The organism is Rhodococcus aetherivorans, from assembly GCF_025722975.1.
In the GTDB taxonomy this organism is placed as follows: domain Bacteria; phylum Actinomycetota; class Actinomycetes; order Mycobacteriales; family Mycobacteriaceae; genus Rhodococcus; species Rhodococcus aetherivorans.
This window is the reverse complement of the sequence record NZ_CP106982.1, coordinates 3972528-3997731: the sequence shown is the minus strand read 5'-3', so window position 1 is coordinate 3997731 and position 25204 is coordinate 3972528. Positions and strand designations below refer to the sequence as shown.

General features: G+C 70.9%; 25 protein-coding genes. 15 read left to right on the top strand and 10 right to left on the bottom strand.

Translation table 11 applies throughout. From position 1 onward, the window contains the following. Positions 1 to 4: 4 nt before the first annotated feature. Entirely contained in the window at positions 5 to 673 is a 669-nt protein-coding gene (locus OCS65_RS18015) for a TetR/AcrR family transcriptional regulator (protein ID WP_029543103.1), read from the bottom strand. 62 nt (positions 674 to 735) lie between these two features. On the opposite strand from OCS65_RS18015, the gene OCS65_RS18010 reads away from it, so the two are divergent. Then, a complete protein-coding gene (locus OCS65_RS18010) occupies positions 736 to 1914 on the top strand; it encodes an alpha/beta hydrolase family protein (protein ID WP_102800220.1) in 1179 nt (392 codons plus the stop codon). 19 nt (positions 1915 to 1933) lie between these two features. On the opposite strand, the gene fdhD is transcribed toward OCS65_RS18010, so the two are convergent. Further along, the gene (gene fdhD, locus OCS65_RS18005; protein ID WP_006937291.1) at positions 1934 to 2746 is read right to left on the bottom strand and encodes a formate dehydrogenase accessory sulfurtransferase FdhD; all 813 of its coding nucleotides are present in this window, start codon (positions 2744 to 2746) and stop codon (positions 1934 to 1936) included. Then, a complete protein-coding gene (locus tag OCS65_RS18000) occupies positions 2746 to 5055 on the bottom strand; it encodes an FdhF/YdeP family oxidoreductase (RefSeq protein WP_263507385.1) in 2310 nt (769 codons plus the stop codon). Before OCS65_RS18000 ends, fdhD begins: the two co-directional genes overlap by 1 nt. Positions 5056 to 5294: 239 nt before the next feature. Between OCS65_RS18000 and OCS65_RS17995 the strand changes: the two genes are divergently transcribed. Continuing rightward, positions 5295 to 6647 carry an ammonium transporter gene (locus OCS65_RS17995; protein WP_043796576.1) on the top strand — a complete coding sequence of 451 codons (1353 nt, stop codon included), beginning with the start codon at positions 5295 to 5297 and terminating at the stop codon, positions 6645 to 6647. Positions 6648 to 6814: 167 nt separating this feature from the next. Here OCS65_RS17995 and OCS65_RS17990 read toward each other — a convergent pair whose 3' ends face one another. The 5 genes from OCS65_RS17990 to glnT form a co-directional block, all read right to left on the bottom strand. Continuing rightward, positions 6815 to 7462 (bottom strand): helix-turn-helix domain-containing protein, encoded by a 648-nt coding sequence (locus tag OCS65_RS17990; protein ID WP_029543111.1) that lies wholly within the window; start codon positions 7460 to 7462, stop codon positions 6815 to 6817. Positions 7463 to 7596: 134 nt separating this feature from the next. Then, entirely contained in the window at positions 7597 to 8922 is a 1326-nt protein-coding gene (locus OCS65_RS17985; RefSeq protein ID WP_006937284.1) for an FMN-binding glutamate synthase family protein, read from the bottom strand. A 34-nt stretch (positions 8923 to 8956) separates the two neighbouring features. Continuing rightward, a complete protein-coding gene (locus OCS65_RS17980; protein WP_231771673.1) occupies positions 8957 to 9685 on the bottom strand; it encodes a GltB/FmdC/FwdC-like GXGXG domain-containing protein in 729 nt (242 codons plus the stop codon). A gap of 44 nt (positions 9686 to 9729) precedes the next feature. Next, on the bottom strand, positions 9730 to 10617 hold the full coding sequence (locus tag OCS65_RS17975; protein WP_006937281.1) for a class II glutamine amidotransferase domain-containing protein: 888 nt from the start codon (positions 10615 to 10617) through the stop codon (positions 9730 to 9732). A gap of 56 nt (positions 10618 to 10673) precedes the next feature. Next, entirely contained in the window at positions 10674 to 12050 is a 1377-nt protein-coding gene (gene glnT, locus OCS65_RS17970; protein ID WP_010592825.1) for a type III glutamate--ammonia ligase, read from the bottom strand. A 301-nt stretch (positions 12051 to 12351) separates the two neighbouring features. On the opposite strand from glnT, the gene OCS65_RS17965 reads away from it, so the two are divergent. From OCS65_RS17965 to OCS65_RS17925, 9 genes are all read left to right on the top strand, one after another. Beyond that, positions 12352 to 12729 carry a cupin domain-containing protein gene (locus tag OCS65_RS17965; RefSeq protein WP_029543116.1) on the top strand — a complete coding sequence of 126 codons (378 nt, stop codon included), beginning with the start codon at positions 12352 to 12354 and terminating at the stop codon, positions 12727 to 12729. A 10-nt stretch (positions 12730 to 12739) separates the two neighbouring features. Further along, positions 12740 to 13252: a 50S ribosomal protein L32 gene (locus OCS65_RS17960; protein ID WP_263507384.1), complete on the top strand. Its 513-nt coding sequence runs from the start codon at positions 12740 to 12742 to the stop codon at positions 13250 to 13252. Continuing rightward, positions 13252 to 14247 carry a PDR/VanB family oxidoreductase gene (locus OCS65_RS17955; protein WP_029543120.1) on the top strand — a complete coding sequence of 332 codons (996 nt, stop codon included), beginning with the start codon at positions 13252 to 13254 and terminating at the stop codon, positions 14245 to 14247. The genes OCS65_RS17960 and OCS65_RS17955 overlap by 1 nt, the downstream gene beginning before the upstream one ends. Continuing rightward, positions 14244 to 15251, top strand: a complete 1008-nt coding sequence (locus OCS65_RS17950; protein WP_065922668.1) for a heme-dependent oxidative N-demethylase family protein — start codon at positions 14244 to 14246, stop codon at positions 15249 to 15251. The genes OCS65_RS17955 and OCS65_RS17950 overlap by 4 nt, the downstream gene beginning before the upstream one ends. Beyond that, complete coding sequence (locus OCS65_RS17945) at positions 15248 to 15724, top strand: dimethylamine monooxygenase subunit DmmA family protein (RefSeq protein WP_006937269.1); 477 nt, start codon at positions 15248 to 15250, stop codon at positions 15722 to 15724. The genes OCS65_RS17950 and OCS65_RS17945 overlap by 4 nt, the downstream gene beginning before the upstream one ends. A 24-nt stretch (positions 15725 to 15748) precedes the next feature. Next, on the top strand, positions 15749 to 16756 hold the full coding sequence (locus tag OCS65_RS17940) for a heme-dependent oxidative N-demethylase family protein (RefSeq protein ID WP_050035069.1): 1008 nt from the start codon (positions 15749 to 15751) through the stop codon (positions 16754 to 16756). A gap of 70 nt (positions 16757 to 16826) precedes the next feature. After that, entirely contained in the window at positions 16827 to 17987 is a 1161-nt protein-coding gene (locus OCS65_RS17935; RefSeq protein WP_231771671.1) for a lycopene cyclase family protein, read from the top strand. 99 nt (positions 17988 to 18086) lie between these two features. Next, positions 18087 to 18974 (top strand): DMT family transporter, encoded by an 888-nt coding sequence (locus OCS65_RS17930; protein WP_029543126.1) that lies wholly within the window; start codon positions 18087 to 18089, stop codon positions 18972 to 18974. Between the two features lie 278 nt (positions 18975 to 19252). Next, a complete protein-coding gene (locus OCS65_RS17925) occupies positions 19253 to 19492 on the top strand; it encodes a WhiB family transcriptional regulator (RefSeq protein WP_044476011.1) in 240 nt (79 codons plus the stop codon). A 41-nt stretch (positions 19493 to 19533) separates the two neighbouring features. Here OCS65_RS17925 and OCS65_RS17920 read toward each other — a convergent pair whose 3' ends face one another. Both OCS65_RS17920 and OCS65_RS17915 read right to left on the bottom strand, forming a co-directional pair. Continuing rightward, positions 19534 to 21546 carry a SpoIIE family protein phosphatase gene (locus tag OCS65_RS17920; protein WP_029543130.1) on the bottom strand — a complete coding sequence of 671 codons (2013 nt, stop codon included), beginning with the start codon at positions 21544 to 21546 and terminating at the stop codon, positions 19534 to 19536. Between the two features lie 97 nt (positions 21547 to 21643). Beyond that, complete coding sequence (locus OCS65_RS17915) at positions 21644 to 22834, bottom strand: NAD(P)/FAD-dependent oxidoreductase (protein WP_006937253.1); 1191 nt, start codon at positions 22832 to 22834, stop codon at positions 21644 to 21646. Between the two features lie 151 nt (positions 22835 to 22985). On the opposite strand from OCS65_RS17915, the gene OCS65_RS17910 reads away from it, so the two are divergent. The 4 genes from OCS65_RS17910 (at position 22986) to OCS65_RS17895 (ending at position 25133) form a co-directional block, all read left to right on the top strand. Further along, a complete protein-coding gene (locus OCS65_RS17910; RefSeq protein WP_231771670.1) occupies positions 22986 to 23600 on the top strand; it encodes a GNAT family N-acetyltransferase in 615 nt (204 codons plus the stop codon). 136 nt (positions 23601 to 23736) lie between these two features. After that, positions 23737 to 24153, top strand: coding sequence for a toxin-antitoxin system YwqK family antitoxin (locus OCS65_RS17905; protein ID WP_029543135.1), 417 nt, complete (start codon positions 23737 to 23739; stop codon positions 24151 to 24153). 19 nt (positions 24154 to 24172) lie between these two features. Next, on the top strand, positions 24173 to 24799 hold the full coding sequence (locus tag OCS65_RS17900) for a maleylpyruvate isomerase N-terminal domain-containing protein (protein ID WP_043796586.1): 627 nt from the start codon (positions 24173 to 24175) through the stop codon (positions 24797 to 24799). Positions 24800 to 24812: 13 nt separating this feature from the next. After that, positions 24813 to 25133 carry a MarR family transcriptional regulator gene (locus OCS65_RS17895; protein ID WP_051445967.1) on the top strand — a complete coding sequence of 107 codons (321 nt, stop codon included), beginning with the start codon at positions 24813 to 24815 and terminating at the stop codon, positions 25131 to 25133. Positions 25134 to 25204 lie beyond the last annotated feature (71 nt).

Here is a 25204-nt window from a genome sequence, read left to right as displayed (position 1 = left end):
CGTGTCACCGCGGTCGGGACGACGGCGCCGAATCACCGCCCGGCACGCGCAACATCGCGCAGGCGAGCTCGACGATCTCCGACTCGAAGGTGGACAGGTCGGTCGCGTCCCCGGCCTCGTGGGCGCGCTCCCACGAGGCGAACGAGCCGATGACGAAGCGCACCGTCAGCCCCACACGCCGACGGGCGTCGGCTTCGGGGAGGTCGAGACACTGCGCGATCGTCTCCAGGAGGGAGGCGAGGACGGTGAGCGACTCGTCGGACGGGTAGTAGTCGGCCTGGACGGCCCCCGGCTGGGGGACCGCCAGGAACACCAGGGGGGCGGTGGCGAGCCACTGCTCGTTGAAGCGAGCCCAGTAGCTGGGCCTTCCGCGGGCGATCTCGGTGACGAGCGGATGGACGTAGGCATAGACGAGCCGTTCGAGTGCCGGGGAGCCGTCGAGGTGGGCTGCGTCCGTCAGTGCCGCCCGCTGGGCGTTGACGTGCGGCGCGTGCCGGCTCCAGACCGCGTCGAGCAGTCCGTGCCACGAGCCGAAGTGATAGGCGATCGCCGAATTGTTGCGCTGACCGGCGGCTGTGACCACCTCGCGCGCCGAGACGCCGTGGATGCCGCGACGGGCGACGAGTTCCTCCGCGGCATCCAGCAGAGCGAGACGACCTGTTGACACTGCCATGCGTCCACTGTACTAAGAAGTTCGACTTTCCAATTAATAAGAACTTCTTAACGGAGGATTCCATGGGTCATCTCTCCTCCCGGAGCGTCCTCGTGGCGCTCGCGGTCACCTCGGTGCTGGCCGCCACGGCCTGCGCGGATTCCGAACCGGCCCCCGCTGCCGAGCGTTCCCCCGGCTCGCTGATCAGCACCCGGCCGCTGACGAGCGCGGCGGCGCTGCCCAGCGCGGCGCGCACGGAACTGATCACCTACCTCTCGGAGGACGCCACGGGACGCCCGATCCTCGTGTCGGGCACCGTCGCGATCCCGCGCGGCGACGCCCCCGGCGGAGGATGGCCGGTGATCAGCTGGGCGCACGGCACGACGGGTGTCGGAGATGCCTGCGCGCCCTCGGCCGACACGGTCGGCGGACCCGCCCACAGCTACCTCTCGCGGACCACCGCGATGCTCGATCGGTGGGTCGCCGACGGCTACGCCGTGGTCCAGACCGACTACGAGGGCCTCGGAACGCCGGGCGGACATCCCTACATGAACGGCGACAGCGCCGCGAACACGGTCGTCGACATCGTGCGTGCCGCACGCGAGGCCGAGCCCGGCATCGGAAACCGGTGGACGGTGATGGGGCACAGCCAGGGCGGGCATGCGGCCCTGTTCACCGCCGCCCAGGGCGCGGAGCGCGCCCCCGAACTGGAACTGCAGGGCGCGGTCGCGTTCGCGCCGGGAAGCCGGACGAGCGAGACCGCCGCCTACTTCGCAACCGGGGGCCCGGGGATCGCGCAGGCCCTGACCTTCCTGCCCGTCCTGTTGCTCGGCGCCGAGGCCGCCGACCCCGAGGTGTCCGCCGACGCGATGCTCACGGACGCGTCCCGTCCGCTGCTCGCGGCGGCGCGCACCGGGTGCATGGACGACGTGCGCAAGGTGGCCGCGACCGTTCCCGTGGACCAGGTGTTCGCGCCCGGTGCGGACGTCGGGCGCCTGACCGAGTACTTCGCCACGCAGGAACTCGAGCAGCTCGCCCTCTCGGTGCCGACCCTCGTCGTGCAGGGCACCGCGGATGTGCTCGTGGCCCGGCAGGTCACCGACGAGGTGACGAAGACCCTGTGCGGCAACGGTTCCCCCCTTGCCTACCGGGTCTACGACGGTGCCGACCACCGCGGCGTGCTCGAGGCCTCCCACGACGACGTGCGGGCCTTCGTCGACGGGGTCCGCTCGGGCGACGCGCCCGAACAGGCCTGCAGCTGAGCCGCTCCCGGGCCCCCGCTCATACGACGGATCCGGTGTAGACGTTCATCGAGTCGCCGCGGAGGAAACCGACCAGGGTCAGGCCGGACTCCGCGGCGAGATCGACCGCCAGCGACGAGGGGGCCGACACCGCTCCGAGCGCCGGGACGCCGGCCATCACGGCCTTCTGCACCAGCTCGAAGGAGGCCCGCCCGCTGACGACGAGGACGGTGTCCGGCAACGGGACCCGGTTCTCGGTCAGTGCCCAGCCGAGCACCTTGTCGACCGCGTTGTGCCGGCCCACGTCCTCCCGCAACGCCAGCAGGGTGCCGTCGGGGGTGAACAGCGCGGCGGCGTGCAACCCACCCGTGCTCTGGAAAACCTTCTGCCGCTGCCGCATTCGTGGTGGCATCGAGGCCAGCGCGCGGGCGGAGACCACGAAGCCGTCGGTCAGCGGGAACCGGGTGCGCCCGCGGATCCGGTCGAGGGACTCCTTCCCGCACACCCCGCACGCGGAGCTGGTGAGGAAGTTGCGGGCGCCCGCACCGTCGGGAACGGAGATCCCCGGCGCGAGGTGGACGTCGAGCACGTTGTAGGTGTTGGCGCCGCTGTCGTCGACGCCGTCGCAGTAGCGCACCACGGAGACGTCCTCGCGGCCGCCGATGATCCCCTCGGCGAGCAGGAATCCGTGGGCGAGTTCCACGTCGTGGCCCGGCGTGCGCATCGTGACCGTCAGGGCGCGGCCGTTGAGGCGGATCTCCAGCGGTTCCTCTACCGCGAGGCTGTCCGGTCGGCGTGCTTGCCCGTCCGCGGTGATCCGCAGGACGGGCCGGCGCGCGGTGACCCGCCCCATCAGTCGGCCCCGGCCCGCTCGAGTCGGACGACGATCGCCTTGGAGACCGGGGTGTTCGACTTCGTCGCGACGTGGTCGAGGGGGACCAGCGGATTGGTCTCCGGGTAGTAGGCGGCCGCGTTGCCGCGCGGGGTGCTGTACGCGGCGATCCGGAAGTCGCGGACGCGACGCTCCTGCACCGCGCCGTCGGCGGGCCACTCGGACACGATGTCGACGAGGTCGCCGTCGGCGAATCCGAGTTCGGCGATGTCGTCCGTGTGGACGAACACGACCTTGCGGCCGTTCTTCACGCCGCGGTAGCGGTCGTCGAGCCCGTAGATGGTGGTGTTGTACTGATCGTGGCTGCGCAGCGTCTGCAGCACGAGCCGGCCCGGGGGAGTGGGCACCCACACCAGGTCGTTGACGCTGAAATTGGCCTTGCCGGTGTGCGTGCGGAATTCGCGGTTGTCGCGGGGCGGGTGCGGCAACTGGAACCCGTCGCGCCGGCGGACCTTGGTGTTGTAGTCCTCGCAGCCGGGCACGACCCGCCCGATCGAGTCGCGGATCAGGTCGTAGTTGCCCTCGAACGCCGACCAGCGGACCGGATGGTCGGGGCCGAACAGCTCGCGGGCGAGCCGGCAGACGATCGCGACCTCGCTGTGCAGCTGGTCGCCGACCGGCTGCAACCGGCCCCGTGACAGGTGCACCATGGACATCGAATCCTCCACGGAAACAAGCTGTTTGCCGCTCTCCTGGATGTCGAGGTCGGTGCGTCCGAGGGTGGGCAGGATCAGCGCTGTGCACCCGTGCACGAGATGGCTGCGGTTGAGCTTGGTCGAGATCTGCACGGTCAGCTCGCAGCGGCGCAACGCCTCCTCGGTGGCGTGGGTGTCCGGGGTCGCGGCGACGAAGTTGCCGCCCATCGCCATGAAGAAGCTCGCCCGGCCGTCGCGCATCGCGCGGATCGCCTCGACGGTGTCGTACCCGTGCCTGCGCGGGCTCGTGATCCCGAACTCGAGGTCCAGCGCGGCGAGGAAGGACTCGGGCATCTTCTCCCAGATGCCCATCGTCCGGTCACCCTGCACGTTCGAATGCCCCCGCACCGGGCAGACCCCGGCCCCGGGCTTGCCGATCATCCCGCGCAGCAGCAGCAGGTTGACCGCCTCGGCGATGGTGGCGACGGCATGGGTGTGCTGAGTCAGGCCCATCGCCCAGCACGCCACGGTGCGTTGGGAGGTGGCCAGGTCCCGGGCGGTGGACCGCAGCTGCGCCTCGCTCAGCCCGGTGGCCTCGAGGACGGTGCCGAGGTCGACCGCGCGGACGTGCCGCTCGTAGTCGTCGAAGCCGGCGCAGTGGGCCTCGACGAAGGCCCGGTCGATCACGGTGCCGGGCGCGGCGTCCTCCGCCTCGAACAGCAGCCTGCCGAGCCCCTGGAACAGCGCCATGTCGCCACCGAGGCGGATCTGCAGGAACTCGTCGGCGATGTCCGTGCCGTGGCCGAGCACGCCGTCGACGCGCTGCGGGTCCTTGAACCGGAGCAGCCCCGCCTCGGGGAGCGGGTTGATCGCGATGATCTTGGCCCCGTTCTCCTTGGCCTTCACCAGGGTGGAGAGCATGCGCGGATGGTTGGTGCCCGGGTTCTGACCGGCGACGAGGATGAGGTCCGCGTGCTCGAGGTCCGGCACCGACACCGAGCCCTTGCCGATTCCGATGGTCTCGACGAGTGCGCTGCCGGAGGACTCGTGGCACATGTTGGAGCAGTCCGGCATGTTGTTGGTGCCGTAGCTGCGGATCAGCAGCTGGTAGAGGAACGCGGCCTCGTTGCTGATGCGGCCCGACGTGTAGAAGACGGCGTGGTCCGGGGTGGGGAGCGCACGCAGGTGGTCGGCGATCAGCCGGTACGCGTCGTCCCAGTCGACGGGGGTGTAGTGGGTCGCGCCGGGGCGGAGGACCATCGGATGGGTCAGGCGGCCCTGCTGCCCGAGCCAGTAGCCGGTCTTCTCCGACAGTTCCGCGACGGAGTGACGGGCGAAGAACTCGGGCGTGACCGTCCGCAGGGTGGCTTCCTCGGCGACGGCCTTGGCGCCGTTCTCGCAGAACTCCGCGGGCTTGCGGTGGCCGGGCGTCTCGGGCCAGGCGCACCCCGGGCAGTCGAAACCGTGCCGCTGGTTGAGCCGCGGCAGCGTGGCCGCCGTGCGGGCCACGCCCATCTGCTCGTAGGCGCGTTTCAGCGACACCAGGACCGCCGGGACACCGGCGGCGTGGTCCTTGGGTCCGGTGACCTCGAGGTCGGATTCCACGATGTCGTGCAGCGGACCGTGTCGAGTCATGTGTCCATCCTCACCCGCGAGCGATGCGCATACCAGTTCGAACGCTACCGGTCGCCCCCGAGCGAGCGCTCGGCGGTGGGCAGTGCCGGGGGCGAGCCGCCGTTACACGAAGTTCACCGGCGGCTCCCACGCAGATTACACACTGGGTTCACTCTCAGATGACGGTGATTAACAACATAAGACAGTCACCGCGACACGTACGAGGGGCGATCCCTCGGGACTGAACAAGGTGGACACCTATGGAAGAGGCAATCGCTGCCGCCGACACCGCCTGGATTCTCGCGGCCTTCACGGCGGTCTCGCTGATGGTTCCCGGGCTGGCGCTGTTCTACGGCGGCATGGTGAGCGTCCGCAGCACGCTCAACATGATCATGATGACGTTCGCGGGCTTCGCGCTCGTCGGAGTTCTGTGGGTCCTGTTCGGCTACTCGGCGGTGCTCGGAAACTCGCTCGGCGGTGCCGGACTGCTCGGCAACCCCCTCGAGTATCTCGGGCTCGGCCAGCTGCTCGAGGCGCCGGCCGAACCGGGACTCCCGCCGGCGCTGATAGCCGGATTCCAGCTCTTGTTCGCGGGCATCACGGTCGCCCTCGTGTGCGGCGCCCTTGCCGACCGCATGAAGTTCTCGGCCTGGATGGTGTTCGCCGGGCTGTGGGCTGTGCTGGTGTACTTCCCCGTCGCGCACTGGGTCTTCGCGTTCGATTCCGAGGACGGGTCCGTCGTCGGCGGCTGGATCGCCAACACCCTCGGTGCGGTCGACTTCGCCGGCGGCACCGCCGTGCACATCAACGCCGGCATCGCGGCCCTCGCGGTCATCATCGTCCTGGGCAAGCGGCGCTCGTTCCTGAATCCGCCCCGCCCGCACAGCCTTCCGCTGACCGTTCTCGGTGCCGGCATCCTGTTCTTCGGCTGGTTCGGGTTCAACGGCGGTTCCGCGCTCGCCGCGGACAACAACGCCTCGGTCGTCGTGCTCAACACCATCGCCGCGTCGTGCGCCGGCATCTGTGGCTGGCTGATCGTCGAGAAGCTGCGGGAGGGTCACGCCACGACCCTCGGCGCCGCGTCCGGCCTCATCGCCGCGCTCGTCGCGATCACCCCGGCCTGCGGTGCCGTCTCGCCGCTCGGCGCACTGGTCGTCGGTGCCCTGGCCGGTGCGCTGTGCTGCTTCGCGATCTCGCTGAAGTTCCGCCTGGGCTACGACGACGCTCTCGACGTCGTCGGCATCCACCTCGTCGGCGGTGTTCTCGGCACGCTGCTCATCGGTTTACTGGCGGTGCCGGAGGCTCCCAGCGGCGCGGCCGGGCTGTTCTACGGCGGCGGAATCGGCCTGCTCGGCACCCAGACCGTCGCGGTGCTCGCGGTGCTGGCCTACTCCTTCGTCGTCACCTGGATCATCGCCAAGGGTCTCGACCTGGTGATGGGCCTGCGCGTCGATCCGGAGGCCGAGTACGAGGGTCTCGACGTCGTCGTGCACGGCGAGACCGCCTACGTGCTCGACGCGGTGGGCTTCACCGGCACGTCCCGTACGGAGGCGGCGTCGGTCGCGGAGGCGGCGACGGCACTCACGTCCAAGGCGGCAGCCGAGAAGCTCTGACCGAGGACCGACAACGGGTGAGGCCCCCGCTACGGCGGGGGCCTCGTTCGTCGTCGAGCGGGAGATTCTCGCGACGAGGGGGCGGTTACCGCTGCCTGCACCCGCGATGCACCGCGGCGGTGTCCCTCTCGACGCGGAAACCCCCCCGCTCGTGGTGGAGAGCGGGATCAGTCCTGGTGTTTGTCCGGGTACGCGGTGACCGCGAGGAACCGGATGGGCAGGGTGACGAGCTCGTTCGGCCCGTGGATGCCCTCGCCGTCGAGCAGCAGGGCGTCGCCGGGTTGGAGCCGGTACTCGGATTCGCCGTGCCCGTAGACCATCTCGCCCTCGAGCATGTAGAGCAGCTCGGTCCCCGGATGCTGGAACAGCGGGAAGACCTCGCTCGCGTCGGTGAGCGTCACCAGCACGGGCTCGAGCCGCTTGTGCTGGCCCCGCAGCGTGCCGAGCAACTCGTAGTGGTGTCCGACGCGGGTGCCGCGGCCGACGATCTCCGCGCCCTGGCCGGCCTTGACGAACACCGCCTCGCGCTGCGCGTCGGCGCCGCGGAACAGCGACGTCACCGGTACGTCGAGACCTGCGGCCAGGCGGGCGAGGGTCGAGAGGCTGCACGACGTCTGGGCGTTCTCGATCTTCGACAGCATCGCCTTGGAGATGCCCACCTTCGCGGCCATGTCGCCCACGGAGAGCCCGCTGGCGATCCGCAACTTGCGGACCTCCTGTGCGATGGCGCGTTCCAGGTCCACCCCGGTCGGGGTGTCCCGCGGGACCTCCCGGCCCGGCGCGTCGTGCAGTACGGGGCGCTCGGGGCTGCTCATGTCCTCACTGTACGTGCTGTTTCCCGACAGTGGACGATCGTGCGAGGGGCAGGCACACGGAACGAGCGAATGTGCCTTACCGTCGGACAGGCCGACAGTAAGGCACATTCGCTCGGTGGAAGGCGGGCAGCGGCTCAGAAGCCCTGGCCGGGCACCCAGTTGGTGCCGGCCAGTGGCACCCGCGCCATGGCGGCCGACTCGATGGTCAGGGCCACGAGGTCCTGCGGCTCGAGGTTGCGCAGGTGCGACTTGCCGCAGGCGCGTGCGATGGTCTGGGCCTCCATGGTGAGCACGCGCAGGTAGTTCGCGAGGCGGCGGCCGCCCTCGACCGGATCGAACCGGGCCTGCAGGTCCGGATCCTGCGTGGTGATGCCGGCGGGGTCCTTGCCGTCCTGGAAGTCGTCGTAGAACCCGGCGGCCGAGCCGAGCTTCTCGTACTCCGCCTGGTACCGGGGGTTGTTGTCGCCCAACGCGATCAGCGCCGCGGTGCCGATGGCGACGGCGTCCGCGCCGAGGGCCATGGCCTTGGCGACGTCGGCGCCGGACCGGATGCCGCCGGAGACGACGAGCTGCACGCCACCGGGGGTGCGGTGCATTCCCATCTCCTGCAGCGCCTGCACGGCCTGGGGGATCGCGGCGAGGGTGGGAATGCCGACGTGCTCGATGAACACGTCCTGCGTGGCGGCCGTGCCACCCTGCATGCCGTCGACCACGACGACGTCGGCCCCGGCCTTCACGGCGAGCTTGACGTCGTAGTAGGTGCGGGTTGCGCCGACCTTGACGTAGATCGGCTTCTCCCACCCGGTGATCTCGCGCAGTTCGATGATCTTGACGGCGAGGTCGTCCGGGCCGGTCCAGTCGGGGTGCCGGCACGCGCTGCGCTGGTCGATACCGACGGGCAGGGTGCGCATTCCGGCGACGCGCTCGGTGATCTTCTGCCCGAGCAGCATGCCGCCGCCGCCGGGCTTGGCGCCCTGGCCGAGGACGACCTCGATCGCGTCGGCCTTGCGCAGGTCGTCGGGGTTCATCCCGTAGCGCGACGGCAGGTACTGGTAGACGAGGTGCTTGGACTGACCGCGTTCCTCCGGCGTCATGCCGCCGTCGCCGGTGGTGGTGGACGTGCCGACCTCGCTGGCGCCGCGCCCGAGAGCCTCCTTCGCCCGCCCGGACAGCGCCCCGAAGCTCATGCCGGCGATGGTGACCGGGATGTCGAGGTGCAGCGGGTACTTCGCGTGCCGGTCGCCGAGGACCACGTCGGTCTCGCACTTCTCGCGGTAACCCTCGAGCGGGTACCGCGACATCGACGCGCCGAGGAACAGCAGGTCGTCGAAGTGCGGAAGCTTGCGCTTGGCGCCCCATCCGCGGATGTCGTAGATGCCGGTCTCGGCGGCACGCTGGATCTCGTGGATGACGTTGCGGTCGAAGGTGGCCGACTCACGAAGTCCGGGCTGGAAGGTCATGGGAGTCTCCTGGGATGCGGTGCGGGCGGTGCGATCAGTACGCCGAGGCGTTGTCGACGTGGAAGTGGTAGAGCCCGCGGGCGGAGCCGTAGCGGGTGAACTCGGCGGGGTCGGCGTCGAAGCCGGCCGCCCGGAGGAGTTCGCGCAGTTCCTCGAGGTGCTCGGGCCGCATCTCCTTCTTGACGCAGTCCGCACCGAGGGAGGCGACGGTGCCGCGGATGTAGATGCGCGCCTCGTACAACGAATCTCCGAGGGCCTCGCCGGCGTCGCCGAGGACGACGAGCCGTCCGGCCTGTCCCATGAAGGCGCTCATGTGGCCGATGCTGCCGCCGACGACGATGTCGACGCCCTTCATGGAGATGCCGCAGCGGGCGGCGGCATTGCCCTCGATCACCAGCAGCCCGCCGTGGGCCGTGGCGCCGGCGGACTGGGAGGCGTCCCCGGTGACGCGCACGGTGCCCGACATCATGTTCTCGGCGACCCCGACCCCGGCGTTGCCCGCGACGGTGACGGTCGCATGCTTGTTCATCCCGGCGGCGTAGTAGCCGACGTGGCCTTCGATGCGCACGTCGATCGGCCGGTCGAGCCCGCACGCGAGGGCGTGCTTGCCCTGGGGATTGGTCACGGTCACCGCGGCCGGGGCCTCGGTGGCCTGCAGTGCGGCGTTCAGTTCGCGCGTGGTGGTGACGTCCAGGTCGTACGTCGCCGTGGTGGGGAGCGTGTCGGTGGGCAGTGTGTCGGTGCGCAGCGTCTCGGTGGTCATGGGCGTCTCCGGCGTCGAAGAGATGGGGGAAGCGTCGGTGCTGGTCAGCGGTGCCATACGTAGACCCGCTCCGGCTCGGGCTCGAAGATGTGAGCGTCCGCGATGCCGGGCAGGCCGGCGAGGGCCCGGAACTCGGAGGCCATCGCGACGTACGCGTCGGTCTCGGCGACGATCGCCGGCTTGCAGGCGATCGGGTCGCGTACGACGGCGAACGAGTCGGACGTCGACACGAGGAGGGTGTAGAACCCGTCGAAGCGCTCCCCGAGCAGGCGCAGGGCCTTCTCCAGGTCGGCGCCCTCGGCGAGGTGCTTGGCGACGAACCGTGCCCCGACCTCGGTGTCGTTCTCGCTGTCGAATGCCACACCCTCGGCCTCGAGTTCGCGCTTGACCGACAGGTGGTTGGAGAACGAGCCGTTGTGCACCAGGCACTGGTCCGGGCCGACGGCGAACGGGTGCGAGCCGGCGGCGGTGACGGCCGATTCGGTGGCCATGCGGGTGTGGCCGACGCCCTGCCAGCCGGAGGCGGCCGGGATCCCGAAGCGCTCGGCCAGCGCCACCGGATCGCCCATGCCCTTGAGGACGGTCACGTCGTCGCCGAAGCCGATGATCGTTGCACCGGGGTCGACGGCGCGGACGGTGTCGGCGAGCAACTGGGCCGGGACCGGCGCGTGGAGCACGGTGGTGGGGGCCAGGTCGATCGCGGTCACGGTCACGCCGAGTGCGGCACCGGCGGTGGCGGCGACGTCCGGGGCGGCGCCGAGCAGGGACACCGACGCGTGGCCGGCGGGGGAGAAGGTGGGGTCGCCGTAGAGGGCGACTCCGGCCGAATCCGGTCCCCGGTCGACCATCTGGCCGAGCATGCCGGTCAGCAGGCCACCCAGCCGGGGGGCGAGGGAGGCGTCACGCAGGTGAAGCCCGACGATTCCGCACATGGGTCGTCTCTCCTTTACAGGTCGTCGTTCGCGGTGGCCCGTTCGGACCGAACGGGTCAGAAGGCGGTCAGGTAGCTGTCGATCTCCCACGAGGTCACGGTGTTGTGCCAGTGGAAGAACTCCTCCCGCTTGAGGGAGGCGAAGTACTCGGCGACGCCCGGGCCGGCGGCGTCGAGGGCGCCGGTGACGACGGGGTCGGCGGTGAGCGCGTCCATCGCGTGCAGCAGGGTCATCGGCAGCGTCTCCGAGTTCGGGGTGCCGCCGGGTGCGCCGGGATCGAGCTTGCGGTCGATGCCGTCGAGGCCCGCCGCGACGGTCGCGGCGGCAGCGAGGTACGGGTTGGCGGAGCCGTCCCCGCCGCGCAGCTCGACGCGGTTGCCGTCCGGAACGCGGAGGTAGTGGGTGCGGTCGTTGCCGCCGTAGGTGGCGTGCCGCGGCGACCACGTCGCGCCGGAGCTGGTCGCGGTGGCGCCGGTCCGCTTGTAGGAGTTGACGGTCGGGGCGATCACGCCCTGCAGGGCGCAGGCATGGTCGAGGATGCCGGCGATGAACGCGTAGGCGGTCTCGGACAGGCCGAGACCGCGCGGGTCCTCGGCGTCGGGGAAGGCGGAGCCGTCCTCCCGCCACAGCGACAGGTGCATGTGCATGCCCGAGCCGGTGCGGTCGGCGAACGGCTTGGGCATGAAGGTCGCGGTCATGCCGCGCTGCTCGGCGAGCACCGAGATCAGGTAGCGCAGGGTGACGACGCGGTCGGCGGTGGTCATCGCGTCGGCGTACTGGAAGTTCTGCTCGAACTGCCCGTTGCCGTCCTCGTGGTCGTTGGCGTAGTTGCCCCAGCCGAGGGAGTTCATCGCCGCGGAGATCGAGGTCAGGTGCTCGTACATGCGGGTGACGTCACGGGCGTCGTAGCAGGGCTGCCGGGAGGTGTCGAGCACGTCGGCGGTGCGCAGCGTCCCGTCCTCGTCGCGCTGGACGAGGAAGTACTCGATCTCGGCGCCGACCTTGACGGACAGGCCCCGTTCGGCCGCCTTGCCGAGAACCTCCTTCAGGATCACCCGCGGGGCGTAGGGCCAGGGCTTGCCCTCGACGTGGGGATCGCAGTGCACCAGCGCAAGGCCCGGGCGCACGAACGGGATCGGCGTGAAGGAGGTGGGATCCGGGATGGCGACGAGGTCGGGATCCCTGGGGACCTGACCCATGGCTCCGGCGGCGTAGCCCGCGAAGCCGACCCCGTCGGACTGCAGCTCGTCGACCGCCTCGACCGGGACGAGCTTGGCGCAGGGCTTGCCGGCGAGGTTGGTGAACACCGCGAGGATGAAGCGGGTGTCGGTGGCGCGGGCGAGTGCGGCGAGATCGGCGGAGCCGGCGGCATCGGCGGGGGCGTCCGTGGAGGGCAGACGCATCACGGGGAGGTCGGTGGCTTCGAGCGTCATGGGGACTCCTGGGGTTCGGCTGCGAAGTTTCATAAGGTGAATCGCTGTCGAATGCAATGAAACATAGCATGCATGACGGGCGTGTTACGCCGCCGTGAGTTTGTGGTGACGGTCCGGCTCGGCCCGCGCCGCTCGGGGGAGAAACGAATGTTCCTGACGCTGAGAGGATTCGGTTACACGCGTTAACGCGTCGGCAACCGTCGGTGCGTTTCATCTCATTACTGTCTGTTTCACGTCAGCGATCGACGTTCCGTCCTCCCGCCCACGGCCGGTGCAGCCGGCCTCGTTCCTAGGAGCACTCATGGCAGAAACCACCACGGTTCCCGCATTCCGCGTCACCGCCGACTTCTGGAAGACCCTGCCCCAGATGTCCACCGAGGAATTCCCGGGCACCGAGGGCTTCATCGACGACGTCTATCCCAACCCCGAGGGGTCGGAGATGGCCGCGGGCTACTTCAAGCTCGCGCACACCGACGCCCCGCTGGACTACCTGTACGAGTACGACGAGATGAAGGTCGTCCTCGAAGGGGAGTTCCGCCTGGAGAACCTGGATACCGGCCAGGTGGAGATCGCCCGCGCCAAGGACGCGATCTTCTTCCCCAAGGGCTCGCGGATCCGCTTCACCACCCCCGACGGCGCCCTGGCGTTCTACGTCGGCCAGCGCACGTTCGCGCCGTAAGGATCCGGCCATGAGCGTCTGTATGGAGACCACCAGCGTGCCGCGCTGGGACGAGGAGCGGACCGTGGCCGACGGCGGCAGGACGGTCACCGTCCTGTCGTTCGGCGACGCCGCCACCGACCACGCTCGCCGCCTGGTGACCTCCTTCGAAGGCCGGCGAGTGAGCTGGCTACGGGCGCCCGCCACCTGGGGCGACGCGGCCGCGGAGGTGCTGCAGCGTCAGCTCTCCGCGGCCTGCGTCGGCTGGCGGCTCGTGCTGGTGGGCGACGAGGCCGCCGTCCTCGCCGCCCGGGCCGTGGCCGTCGCCGCGGGGGCGCTCGACGACGAGATTTTGCCCGAGGTGCTGACCACGGACACGCGCACGGTGTACTGCGCCCACTGCCGACACACCCACGACGCCACCGCCGCGATCGGGCAGGCCAGCACGTGCCCCGCGTGTTCGGCGGAACTCGTCGTGTACCACCACGTTTCGCGCCACCACGGCGCATATCTCGGCTACCAGCTCGACGCGGAGGAAAGCTGATGACCCTCGTATCCGATGCCGGAGCGGCCGTCCGGCGCAGCGACGCGACCCTCGCCCTCACCGTCGCCGAGGTGGCCACCGTCGCCACCGGAGTGCGGCACGTGCGGTTCGTCGACCCCACCGGTGCGCCGCTGCCGTCGTTCACCCCGGGCAGCCACGTCGTGCTCTCCTGCGGCGCCCACGACGACGGCCGGCCCCGCCGCAACTCCTACTCCCTGACCGGTCCGGAGCTCGAACCGCAGAGCTACTCGATCTCCGTGCGGCTCGACGAGACCGGCCGGGGCGGCTCCCGCTGGATCCACGCCCTCGAGGTCGGGGACGTCGTGGAGGTCAGCAGGCCCCGAAGTGCCTTCGCGCCGATCCTCACCGCGCGTCACCACATGCTCGTGGCCGGCGGTATCGGCGTCACACCCATCCTCTCGCACGCGCGCGCCGCCGCTCAGTGGGGCCGCTCCTTCGAGGTCCACTACACCTTCCGCGAGGGCGACGGCCCGCACCTCGGCGAGTTGCGCGAACTGTGCGGAGACCGCCTGCACACCTACCACACCCCCGAGGAGTTCTGGGCCGCACTCGGCCCGGCCCTGCTCGATCAGCCGCTCGGCACCCACCTGTACGTGTGCGGGCCCTCCGGTCTCATCGACGAACTCACCCGTCGCGCCCGCGGCGCGGGCTGGCCGGATGCCCGCATCCACTACGAGCACTTCGGTGTCGGCGACCTCGAGCCCGGAACCCCGTTCACCGCGCATCTGCGCCGCACCGGGGTCGACATCGCCGTGAACTCCGGCGTGAGCCTGCTCGAAGCGCTCGAGGCGCGCGGGGTACCGGTGCCCAACCTGTGCCGGCAGGGGGTGTGCGGCGAGTGCCGGATCCCGGTGGCGGACGGCGCGATCGAGCACCGCGACCTGTACCTGACCGACGCGGAGAAGCACGCCGGCGACTGCATGATGCCGTGCGTCTCCCGCGCCGGCGGCGAGCGATTGGAGCTGGACCTGTGACTGCCGCAACCGAATTCGAGGTGCTCCCGGAACGCGTCGCGCGGTTCCCGTTCCCCTTCCCGCGGGACACCTACCGGTACAGCACCAACGTCGAGCCGGCCGGGACCCGCGCGGACACGGCGGCCGGCGGCTGGGGCGAGCACCCGGTCGACATGGACGGCTTCCTTCTCGACGAACTCGCCGAACGACGGCGCGTGCTCGACGCCGACCCGAGCCGCTTCCAGGCGCTCGGGCACATGGAGGTCGCGCAGTGGGACGCGATGCTCACCCTCATGAAGATGCTGGCCGAGGCATACCCGCAGACGTTCGCGCTCGACCGTGACGGCACCGTCCGGCGGTGGAGCAACCGCGCCCTCGACCTCGAGCAGACGTTCGTCTACGGGCAGTCCGCCACCCTGCCCGAGCCGCCGCTGCTGTACATCGGCCGGCAGATCCAGGAGGACGTCGTGCTGCTCGATCAGCGCGACGGCGCCCTGTGGGGTGACGCGGGCCTGGTGACGTTCGCCGCGGACTGGTCGCTGCGCTTCGACGTCGGGATGAGCTTCCTGCAGATCCACGGTCCCGTGCCCCGCATCCACACCGAAGGGGTGATCACCCGCGCCCAGTCCTTCCTCATGGGACTGCACGCCGGGCAACGGTATCGGCGCACCAACTGGACCCTCACCGTGGACCGCCGGCTCGACACGGCCACCGAGACGTATCCCGAATGGGGACGCGATCGGCGCCTGCTCGCCGAGGGCCCACTCGACGACGTCGGCCGTCGCCTGCACCTGCGGGTCGAGGTGCAGCACCTGATCCGGCTCGGCGCGTCCGGCGCGATCATGTTCCTCATCCGCACCTACCTGCTGCCCTTCGAGGAGATCGCGCTGGTGCCGGAATGGGCCGACCGGCTCTACCGGGTGCTCGAGGAACTGCCCGAGGACATGGCCGACTACAAGGGCATCACGCGCACCCGCGAACCCGGTCTGAAGTGGTTGCGCGAGTTCGGAGGTGTGCGGCCGTGAAGAACTCGGGATTCGTCACCGGTGCGGTGCCCCCGATCGATCCGGGCGGGCGCATCCACCTGCTGTTCAGCCTCGGCGACTGCGCCGACGCGCGGGCCGCGGTGACGGCCTGGGCGGCGCAGGCACTCGCCCTCGGCCGCGTCGCGACCACGGTGCCGAACGCGAGCGCGGACGAGGTGTCGCGGCTCGTGCGTGAGGCCCGCGCCGGCGCCCGCGTGCTGATCGCCGGCCCGCGGCGTGAGGCGATGGCCGCGACGGCTGCGGCGCGTACCGCCGGCGTGCTGCCGTGCGAGATGACCACCTACGTCACCGCCGCCGACGGAGTGTCGCTGTTCTGCCCGCACTGCGCCACCACCCAGTCCGTCGACGCCGCTCCCGGGGCGGTCGTCGCCTGCGGTTCGTGCGGCCTGGACCTCGAGATCCGTCCTCATCTGTCGGGACATCACGGCACCTACCTCGGCGCCGTGGCCTGACCCGCCATCCGGAAAGGAACCTTCGTGACCACCTCCGTCGCCAGCGACCTGTCCTGCCTGCCGTGGCCTTTCCCCGAGGGCGACAGGACGTTCCGTTACGCCGTGAACGTCGAACCGGCGCCGCGCCGCACCGAGACCGCCGCCGGGGCCTGGGGCGAGCACATCGTCGACCTGGGCAAGAGCCACGACGAGTACGTCGAGATGATGCGGTTGCGTCGCTCGATCGTCGAGGCCGACCCCGGGCGCGTGCAGATGCTGCCGCACATGACGCCGGCGTGCTGGGACCTGATGCTCTACTACATGCGCGACATGGCGGCCTCGTTTCCCGACGTCATGCATCTCGACGTCGAGAACGGCGGATACCGCTGGCGCAACGACCTTCTCGGAATCGATCAATGGTTCGTGCCGGGGGATTCGGGCACCCTGCCGGAGCATCCGCTGGTGTTCATCGGGTGTCAGCTGCCCGACGACGTGCTGCTGGTGACCGAGCGCGACGGGCACCTGTGGTTCGACGCGGCGCTGGTCACGTCGTCCGCCGACTGGTCCGTCAAGTTCGACATCGGCATGAGCCTGCACGAGATCCACCGGCCCGTTCCCGGCCTGACCCCGAACGGGGTGACCGACCGCGCCGAGCAATTCATGCGGCGCCTCACCACCGAGCGGCCGTACCGGCGGGTGAACTGGACCTTCTCCGCGGTCGGTTCGCGGCGCCGGGACACCAGCCTCGAGACGATGCCCGAGTGGATGGACGACATGCCGCGGCTGATCGCCGAACGCGACTGGGGCCGCATCCAGTTGCGCATCGAACTCGAGCACCTGATCCGCCTGCCGATGACGGGGGCGCTGGTGTTCAACATCCGCACCTACATGGCACCGCTCGAGGAGATCGCGCAGGTCCCGGCGTGGGCCGAGCAACTCGCCGACATCGTCGAGGAACTGCCCGCCGAGATCGCCGCGTACAAGGGCATCGACTCCTACCGCATGCCGGCGATGGCCTGGCTGCGCGAGCGGACGCGCGCCCGGGCCGCGTAGTGGCGCACCGGATTCACCGGCGGCCGGTACGGTGACGGAGGGAGGGTCTCCGGCGAGGGGAGAAGCGAGCGTGCGAGCGTGGAGCGGACCGGTCGACGGCGGCATCGCCGTCCTGGGTGCGGGCCTGAGCGGACTGTCGCTGGCGGCCCATCTCGCCGCCGTCCCGGCGCGACCCGGTCCGGTGGTGCTCGTCGACGACGGCGCCCGCGACATCCGTGACGCCGGCTGGGCGTTCTGGTCCCGCCGGTCCGGGCTGCTCGACGCGGCCGTCTCCGCGCGGTTCGCCCGGATCCGGGTCCATGCGGGCGGACGGGCCCGCACGCTCGGCCTCGGCCGGTACCGGTACGGCGTCGTCCGCGGAGCCGACCTGGCGTCGGTGGTCGGCGAGGTTACGGACCGAGTCGACGACATCGGGCTCCGCACCGGCCGGGTGGCGCAGGTGCACGACGGGGCCCGCCCGCGTGTCGCCCTGTCCGACGGCACGGAGCTGCACCCCGAGTGGGTCTTCGACGGCCGGGGCCCCGACGCCGACGACCGGGGGACGAGCCCCGATGCGTGGCTGGACTTCCGCGGGTGGCGGATCCGCACCGAAGCTCCCCTGTTCGATCCCGACGTCCCCACCCTGTTCGACTTCCGCACCGATCAGCGCCGGGCGGCGTCCTTCGTGTACGTGCTGCCCACCGATACCCGGCACGCCCTCGTCGAGCACACGAGTTTCGCGCACCCCGACGGCGGGCCCGTCGGCACCGCCGCTCACGACGAGGCGCTCCGGGAGTACCTGGCGGCCGTGCTCGGCGCGGACGAGGACACCTACATCGTGGAGGCGGACGAGTCCGCACGGCTTCCGTTGGCGTCGCGGCCGCCCGCGCGGCGCAGCGGCAACATCGTGCGCATCGGCGCCGCGGGCGGAATGCTCAAGGGCAGCAGCGGATATGCGTACCAGCGGATCCAGTGCGACAGTGCGGCGATCGCGCAGTCGCTCGCCCGGCACGGGCATCCCTTCGACGTGCGGCCTGCTCCGTCCCGGTTCGCCCGGTACGACCAGGGGCTGCTGCGGGCCGTCGTCGAGCGGCCCGCGGTGCTCGAGCGCGCCTTCGCGGGGCTGTTCGACCGGTCCTCCGCGGAGCCGATCCTGCGGTTCCTCGACGAGGAGTCGACGTGGCGCGACGAGGCGGCGCTGTTCGCGTCGCTGCCCGCAGCCCCGCTGCTCAGGGCGATGGCCGGCCGCTGACCGTCCCCGGGTGGTACCGCGCGACCGGCCGCGGGCGACCCGGTCGGGCCCGGCTCGTTCGATCGGCGAGGTACCGCGCTTCGCCCTAGGGTTGGGCGCGTGTCGGACTCGGTGGGCGCAGCGCTGCTGGCGATCGCCGCGGCCTTGTGCATCGCGGTGGGTACGGTCGTGCGTCAACGCACGGCGGCCGGTGTGCCGGACGACGCCGTGGGCACGCTGGGCCCGATCACCGCTCTCGTCCGCAACCCCGTGTGGTGGCTGGGCACCGTCGCCGGCGTCGGGGGATACGCCTTCCAGGCCGCGGCGCTCGGCCGGGGCTCTCTGCTGCTCGTGCAGCCGCTGCTGGTGCTGTCACTCCTGTTCGCGCTGCCACTGGGTGCCCGCCTCGCCGATCGCAGCGTCGGCCGGAGTGAGTGGCTGTGGGCGGCGGCGCTCACGGGGTCGGTCGCCGTGCTCGTGGTGCTGGGGAATCCCCGGCCGGGACTCGCCCGGGCCGAGCCGCTGCACTGGGTGCTCACCTGTCTCGTCGGTGCCCCGCTGGTGGCGGCCGGTCTGATCGCCGCCCGGCGGGTGCGCGGCGCGCGCAAGGCGCTGCTGCTCGGCGCCGTGGGCGGCGCCCTGTTCGGGGTCTCGGCCGTACTGACCAAGGGAGTGGTCGACATCGCGTCCCGCGGTGTGCTGCCGCTCGCCACCGCTCCCGAACTGTGGGCGCTCCTGCTCCTCGCCGCGGGGGCGGTGACGGTTCAGCAGGCGGCGTTCCAGGCCGGTGATCTGCGGGCGTCGTTGCCCGCCACCACCGTCCTGGAACCGGTCGTGGCGTCGCTGCTCGGTTTCGTGGTCCTGGGGGAATACCTCGACGCGGACCGCGCCATGAGTGTGGTTCTGGTCACCGCGGCGGCGGTGATGGTGGCCGCGACGGTCGCCCTCGCGCGGGGCGACGCGGCCGCGTCGTCCCCCGACCAGGCGGTATGTCCTCCGGGGGAATAGCCCGGCCGGCGGCGCCGCCCACGGTCTCGCGAACCTTCGACAAATCTCGCTCTTTGTTGGCATGAATTTCGGTGGCGCGGGGTACTCCCCGGTCCATGAGATCGACGAACCGAGAATCGGCCCTTCGGGGCGGTCCCGGCGCGTGGATCGAAGTGAGCGAAAGGTCGCAGACTTTCGTCCGGTCCGCTCGCACTGCGTGCGAGCCTGCTGTCAAGGAGAGCCCCGTGCCATTGTCACCTCACCCGCTCCGGCCGACCGTCGATGTCTGGAACTGGCAGATGCAGGGCTTGTGCCGCGGCGTCGACTCGTCGGTGTTCTTCTCGCCCGACGGCGAACGGGGCCGAGCGCGGTACCAGCGAGAGTCGAAGGCCAAGGAGATGTGCCATCGGTGCCCGGTCATCGAGCAGTGCCGCGAGCACGCGCTCACCATGGGCGAACCCTACGGAGTGTGGGGCGGGATGTCGGTCTCCGAGCGGGAGAAGTACGTGCAGTCCCGGAGACGGAAGATCGCGAGCTGAGCCGGATTTCGCCCGGCACCGACCCCCGGTCGGTGCCGGGTTCACGTCTCCGGATCCCCTGACGGCTCCGGGATGTCGCCGCCGCCGGGGTCGGCCCGGCCGTGGAGTCCGACCAGGCTGAGCACGTGGTGGGCGGTGCTGCCGGGTGGCGCCACCAACGTGACGGTGGAGTGCTGCTTGGCCGCGCGGTCGCGGGCCGTCGAGAGCAAGGAGACCCCGGCGGAGCCGAGGTTGGTGACCTCGCTCAGATCGACTGTCACCGACAGCGTTCCGCTGTGGGATACGGCGTCGAGGCACCCCTTGAGGATGGGCGCGGTGTCGATGTCGATGTCCCCCCGCACCGCGAGACGACCGGGTTCGGTTTCGGCGACGGCGAATTCGGGCGAGACCTCGGGACGGCCGACGATCGCGCCTTCCGTGAACTCGGTGACGACGCGGGCGCTGCGGGTGAGCCGGAACGTGACCGTCGCGGTCGTGCCCGTGTCGTCGCTGTCGACGACGAGGTCGTCGGCGAAGATCCGGACCATCGTGAGCCCGCGGCCGCGGCTGGTCGGTAACCGATGTGGCTCCGGGGTTTTCGCGGGGGTCTTCCAGCGGCCCCGGTCCCGCACGCGGACCCGGAGGCAGCCGTCGCCGTCGAGCGTCCCGTCGATGTCGACCGGGGCATGCCCGGCGTCGCCGCCGGAATAGGCGTGCTCGACGACGTTGGACACGAGTTCGGAGACCGCGTGCTCGACGGCCACAGTTCCGGCATGGTCGGCACCGATGCGCACGAGCCATCGCCGCAACGACGTCCGTGCCGACCTCGGTGCCTCCCGGTCGGCGTGGAGCCGAAGCTGCAGGGGATCCGGCATGGCCGTGCGCTGAGCGGCCACGATGGTCACGTCGTCGCTGTATCCGGTTTCCCGGAGCAGGAATTCGAGGATCTCCGCGCACACCCGATCCACCGTCCGGGCGCGCGTGTCCGGGATCGGGAACGACCGGCCGGCCACGCTCAGGGCCGCCCGCTCCGCGAGTTCGGCGGTGCTCGCCGGCGGGGGCCGGCCGGGGCGCTCGATCAGTCCGTCGGTGTAGAGCAGCACGACGTCGCCGGCGGCGAGGGCGTCGGTGGCGACGGGGAACGTCGAGCCGGTACCGATCGGCGTTCCGCCCGAGGGTGGGAGGTATCGGACCGCCCCGGCCGGGCTCGCCACCAGCGGCGGGGGATGCCCGCTCGTGCAGTAGCGGACCCGGCCGGTGGCGGTGTCGAGGACGACGACACAGACCGTCGCGGTGCGGGCGCCGGGGACGTGCGCCGAGAAGGCGTCGAGGGTGGACAGGGCGGCGGCGACGTCCGCGCCCGCGAGGATCTGCTGGCGCAGCACCGCGCGGAGCTGCCCCATCACGGCGGCGGCCTCGACGCCGTGCCCGACGACGTCCCCGGTGATGAGCACGAGTTCGCCGTTCGCAAGGGCCAACGCGTCGAACCAGTCGCCGCCGGCGGCCGTGTCCTCGGCGGCGACCAGGTAGGCGGCCGCCACCTCGGCCCCCGGCACGACCGGGACGGACGGCGCCAGCAACGCCTGCTGCATCACCGTCACCGCGTCGCGGGCCTGCTCGTACTTCTCCGACATCAGCTGGGCCCGTGCCTCGGCGCCGCGCCGGGCCAGGACACTGTCGGTCACGTCGGAGGCGAAGAAGAGCAGCCCGGCGACGCCGCGGTCGGGGTCGCGACGGGGGGCGATGGTGAAGTCGAAGTAGCGCTCCCGGACCACGCCGCTACCGTCGGTATCGATCTGCAGGCGCCACTCCTTGGCGGTCTCGGCGACGCCGGTCGCCGCCACCCGGTCGAGCAGCTCGAAGAACTGCTGGCCCTCGAGTTCCGGTACGACCTCGCGCACCGGCCGGCCGAGGAGGTCGTCGCGCCCCAGCAGCGCCCGGTAGGCGGCGTTGGTCGCGACGTACACGTGATCGGGTCCCTGCCACGCGCCGAGGGCGAACGGCAGTGCTTCGAACACGCGGAGAACCGTGTCCGGCTCTCCCGTGGCCGAGAACAGGTCCTCGCCTTCCGGCATGCCGTGTACCTTCTCCGGTTTCCGCGGTGAAGCGTCACCTTCAGTTCTATACCCCTCCGGGGCTTCGGTACAGCGGCGTGCCGGCCGGCCCGGTTCGTCAGCGCATCTCTCCGGCCCCGACGTACGGATTGAGGCTGGCGAGCGGTTTGCCCTCGGCGAAACGGGAGTAGCGGAAGTCGGCGCCGTCGACGGCGGCGTCGCTGCTGATGCCGTCGAGCAGGAGGTCGGCGGCGAGGCGGCCCACGGCCGGGGAGATCTTGTAGCCGTGGCCGCTGAAGCCCACGAGCAGGAACAGCCCCGGGGCGGGGGACGGCCCGATGACCGGGTTGTAGTCGGGGGTGGTGTCGTAGCACCCCGCGTACGACGAGGCGAGCCGCGGATCGGGCATGGCCGGCAGCAGCCGGTCCAGCTTCGCGATGGCGGTTTCCACGAACGGGTCGTCGGCGCGATTGACGTAGTCGTCCGGGTCGGCCCACTCCGGGGTGGAGTGGTCGCTGTTGCCCACCAGCAGGTCCCCGTTGGGCTCGCGCCGGATGTACTGCAGGTTCACCAGGTCGGAGAAGGTGGGGATGTCCGGGGTGGGTTCGCCCTGGTCGACCAGCAGGAGTTGTTCCCGCTGGGCCCGGATCGGGATGTCCACCCCGGCGGTCGCGCCGAGCGCCGGCGACCACACGCCGGTCGCGAGCACGACGGTGCCCGCGTGGATCTCGGAGCCGTCCGCGAGCCGCACACCGTAGACCTCGCCGCCGTCGCGCTGCAGGAGCGAGGTGACGGTGGTGCTCTGACGCACTCGCACGCCGAGGGCACGGGCGCGGGTGCCGTAGGCCATTCCGGTCATGTAGGCGTCGCCGTGGCCGCCGAGTGGTTCGTACGCGAAGGCCGCGAAGGGATCGAGGGCGATTCCGGGCAGCAGTCGGCGGACCTCGTCGGCGTCGATCGTCTCGACGGGCACACCGAGGGAGCGGTGCATCTCGACGTTGGCGGCGAGCGGGGCGGTGTTGTCGGGCCCGACGCCGACGACGTATCCGGTCTGCCGGAAGCCGATGTCGGTGCCGAAGATCTGCTCGGCCTCGGAGAAGACCTGCACGCCGTGCCAGGCCATCGCCGCCAGCGACGGAACGCCGTAGTGGCAGCGGACGATGCCGCTCGACTTGCCGGTCATGCCGGAACACAGAGTTCCGCGTTCCAGGACGAGAACGTCGGTTTCGCCGCGCTCGGCGAGGCACCAGGCCGCAGCCAGGCCCTCGAGTCCGCCGCCGACGATGACGATGTTCGCGGTTTCGGTCATCGTGCTTCCTCACAACTCGCAACAGGGGGTGGTTTCGTGTTGAGAAACAGTGTTGCACGAAATGAAACAGTTGTGTCCGCCCCCGTGTGACAACGACGTAAAACCTGCTGGGCGGCAACGTTCCATCGTTGACGCCGGTAGCCTCGTCCGCATGACCCCCGCCGTCCGCCCGGTCACCAGACGGGACATACCGGTCTTCGCCCGCACCCTCGCCGATGCGTTCTTCGACGATCCGGTGATGATGTGGATGTGGCCCGACGACGAGCGCCGGCGCCGAGGTCTGCCACGCATGTTCGCCGCGGAGGCGCGCCACCACCTGCTGGCGCACGGCGGACTCGAGATCGCCGAGGGTCCGGACGGTGCCACCGGGGGTGCGACCATGTGGGCGCCACCGGGCCGATGGAAGGTCACCGGCTGGCGGTCGGTCCTGGTCACCGCGGGAATGATTCACGCGCTCGGCGGCCGCGCCCGCGTCGGCGCCGAGGTCAACGGCGCGCTCGAGGATGCGCATCCGGCCGAGCCGCACTGGTACCTCTCCGCCATCGGGACCGGAAACGCCACGCGTGGAGGGGGATTCGGGAAGGCGCTGTTGCGGTCCCGGCTGGACCGCTGTGACGCCGAAGGCGTGCCCGCCTATCTCGAATCGAGCAAGGAGAAGAACATCTCCTACTACGAGCGGTTCGGCTTCCGGGTCACCGGCGAGATCGCCGTCCCGAACGGCGGCCCCACCCTGTGGAAGATGTGGCGCGAGCCCGTGACGCGGTGACTCGGCGCGCGTCCCGCCGAGCTGTTGATATGCAAGCAATCGCTTGCATATACTCGTCGCTCGTGGGAGATCTCTCGACGGTCACCGCAGGACCTGACGGCGCGCGCAGCACCCTGGGCCGGTTCGGGACTTCCGGATGAGCACGCCGGCCGAGAGTCCGAACGCCGTGGACGGTCACGGCCGCAAGACCGGCGAGTGGGCGGAGCCCGACCCGCACGGCGGGGTGATGATGGGCAACTACGTCGACGGTGAGCGCCACGGCACGTGGCGGCACTACTTCGCCGGCGGGGCGTTGCGTTCCGAGGGCGGTTACGACCGCGGCGTCCTGCACGGCCCCTGGACCTGGTACCGCGCCACCGGCGGCCTGCTGCAGCGCGGCGGGTTCGCCCGCGGTGAGAAGCACGGCCACTGGGAGCGCTGGACCACGGCGGGAACGCTCGTCGACAGCGGAAACTGGGAGCACGGCAGGAAGACCGGCGAGTGGACCTACTACGACACCGACGGGAGCATCAGGAAGACGACCACCCACCGGCCGAGGCCGCCGCGCGGGTGACCGAACGAGGGGGAGTGCGGTGACATCGACCTTCGACCGGGATCGAGCCCTGCTGATACGGCTGTGGCGCTCGTGGGCCGAACGGGCACGGGAATTGAGCGACGAGCAGTGGACGGCCCCGACCCGGCTGCCGGGCTGGACCGTTCGGGACCTCTACGTCCACGTCACACCGGACGCCCTGATCGCCCTGCTCGCCGACCCCGCGTCCGACGGCACGGCGAAGGTCACCAGCGCCGCGGAGATGCTCCGCGTCTTCAACGCCGACCCGGTCGCCGCCGAACCGATGCACCGACGGATCGCCGAGATGGTTCGCCGCGCCGCCACCGACGTCGGCCGGGAGACGCTCGTCGAGCGATTCGCCGTCGAACTGCCGCAGGCGTTCGATCGCCTGACCGGCCTCGGCCGTGAGACCGTCGTCCCACATCCTCTGCTGGGCTCGGTGACGCTCGGCGCGCTCCTCGACCTGGCCATCCTCGAAACGACCGTTCACCTGCTCGACGTCGTCGACACGGTCGGCGGACCGCCGCCCGAACCGGAGGCACTCGAACGCACCCGCAACGTGCTCGCCGCCGTCCCGGATGCGCGGGCCTTCATCGAGGCGGCATCGGGCCGGTCGGGCGCGCGGATACTGCCGGTGATGCGATGAGGCAACCGCGCATGTGACGCGGCACGGCTCCCGCGATCTCGTCCGCGTGCTCGGACTGCAGAGCAGCAACGTCAGCGCGACGGTGCGCAGCCTGGTCCAGCTGGGACTGGTGGCCCGCACGTCCAACCCCCGCGACGGACGGTCCCACCCCCTGCACCGGACGCCCCCGCCCCTGGCGGAACGCAACGACCACCTGATCCGCCGGATGTGGATCACCGGTGTGGCGCGCCTGCTGTCCGAGATGGAGCCGGACGACGCGGCCGCCCTCGTCGCCGTCGCCCCGCTGCTCGAGCGCCTGGCCGCGCTGTCCGCAGACCACCCGCTGGTGGGTTGACCGCTCGTTCCCGCGCGGCGCGCCGGCGGCGTATCCCGACCGGGCCGTGTCGGCTCCCCGGTGACGCCTCC

Bases quoted from the DNA above. Each gene is read 5' to 3' on its own strand.
- OCS65_RS17960 (WP_263507384.1), top strand. From the start codon at position 12,740: ATGAGCGTCTGTATGGAGACCACCAGCGTGCCGCGCTGGGACGAGGAG.
- OCS65_RS17915 (WP_006937253.1), bottom strand. From the start codon at position 22,834: ATGACCGAAACCGCGAACATCGTCATCGTCGGCGGCGGACTCGAGGGC.
- OCS65_RS18015 (WP_029543103.1), bottom strand. From the start codon at position 673: ATGGCAGTGTCAACAGGTCGTCTCGCTCTGCTGGATGCCGCGGAGGAA.
- OCS65_RS17955 (WP_029543120.1), top strand. From the start codon at position 13,252: ATGACCCTCGTATCCGATGCCGGAGCGGCCGTCCGGCGCAGCGACGCG.
- glnT (WP_010592825.1), bottom strand. From the start codon at position 12,050: ATGACGCTCGAAGCCACCGACCTCCCCGTGATGCGTCTGCCCTCCACG.
- OCS65_RS17925 (WP_044476011.1), top strand. From the start codon at position 19,253: ATGCAGGGCTTGTGCCGCGGCGTCGACTCGTCGGTGTTCTTCTCGCCC.
- OCS65_RS17910 (WP_231771670.1), top strand. From the start codon at position 22,986: ATGACCCCCGCCGTCCGCCCGGTCACCAGACGGGACATACCGGTCTTC.
- OCS65_RS18000 (WP_263507385.1), bottom strand. From the start codon at position 5,055: ATGACTCGACACGGTCCGCTGCACGACATCGTGGAATCCGACCTCGAG.
- OCS65_RS17985 (WP_006937284.1), bottom strand. From the start codon at position 8,922: ATGACCTTCCAGCCCGGACTTCGTGAGTCGGCCACCTTCGACCGCAAC.
- fdhD (WP_006937291.1), bottom strand. From the start codon at position 2,746: ATGGGGCGGGTCACCGCGCGCCGGCCCGTCCTGCGGATCACCGCGGAC.
- OCS65_RS18010 (WP_102800220.1), top strand. From the start codon at position 736: ATGGGTCATCTCTCCTCCCGGAGCGTCCTCGTGGCGCTCGCGGTCACC.
- OCS65_RS17905 (WP_029543135.1), top strand. From the start codon at position 23,737: ATGAGCACGCCGGCCGAGAGTCCGAACGCCGTGGACGGTCACGGCCGC.
- OCS65_RS17990 (WP_029543111.1), bottom strand. From the start codon at position 7,462: ATGAGCAGCCCCGAGCGCCCCGTACTGCACGACGCGCCGGGCCGGGAG.
- OCS65_RS17980 (WP_231771673.1), bottom strand. From the start codon at position 9,685: ATGACCACCGAGACGCTGCGCACCGACACACTGCCCACCGACACGCTC.
- OCS65_RS17975 (WP_006937281.1), bottom strand. From the start codon at position 10,617: ATGTGCGGAATCGTCGGGCTTCACCTGCGTGACGCCTCCCTCGCCCCC.
- OCS65_RS17920 (WP_029543130.1), bottom strand. From the start codon at position 21,546: ATGCCGGAAGGCGAGGACCTGTTCTCGGCCACGGGAGAGCCGGACACG.
- OCS65_RS17995 (WP_043796576.1), top strand. From the start codon at position 5,295: ATGGAAGAGGCAATCGCTGCCGCCGACACCGCCTGGATTCTCGCGGCC.
- OCS65_RS17965 (WP_029543116.1), top strand. From the start codon at position 12,352: ATGGCAGAAACCACCACGGTTCCCGCATTCCGCGTCACCGCCGACTTC.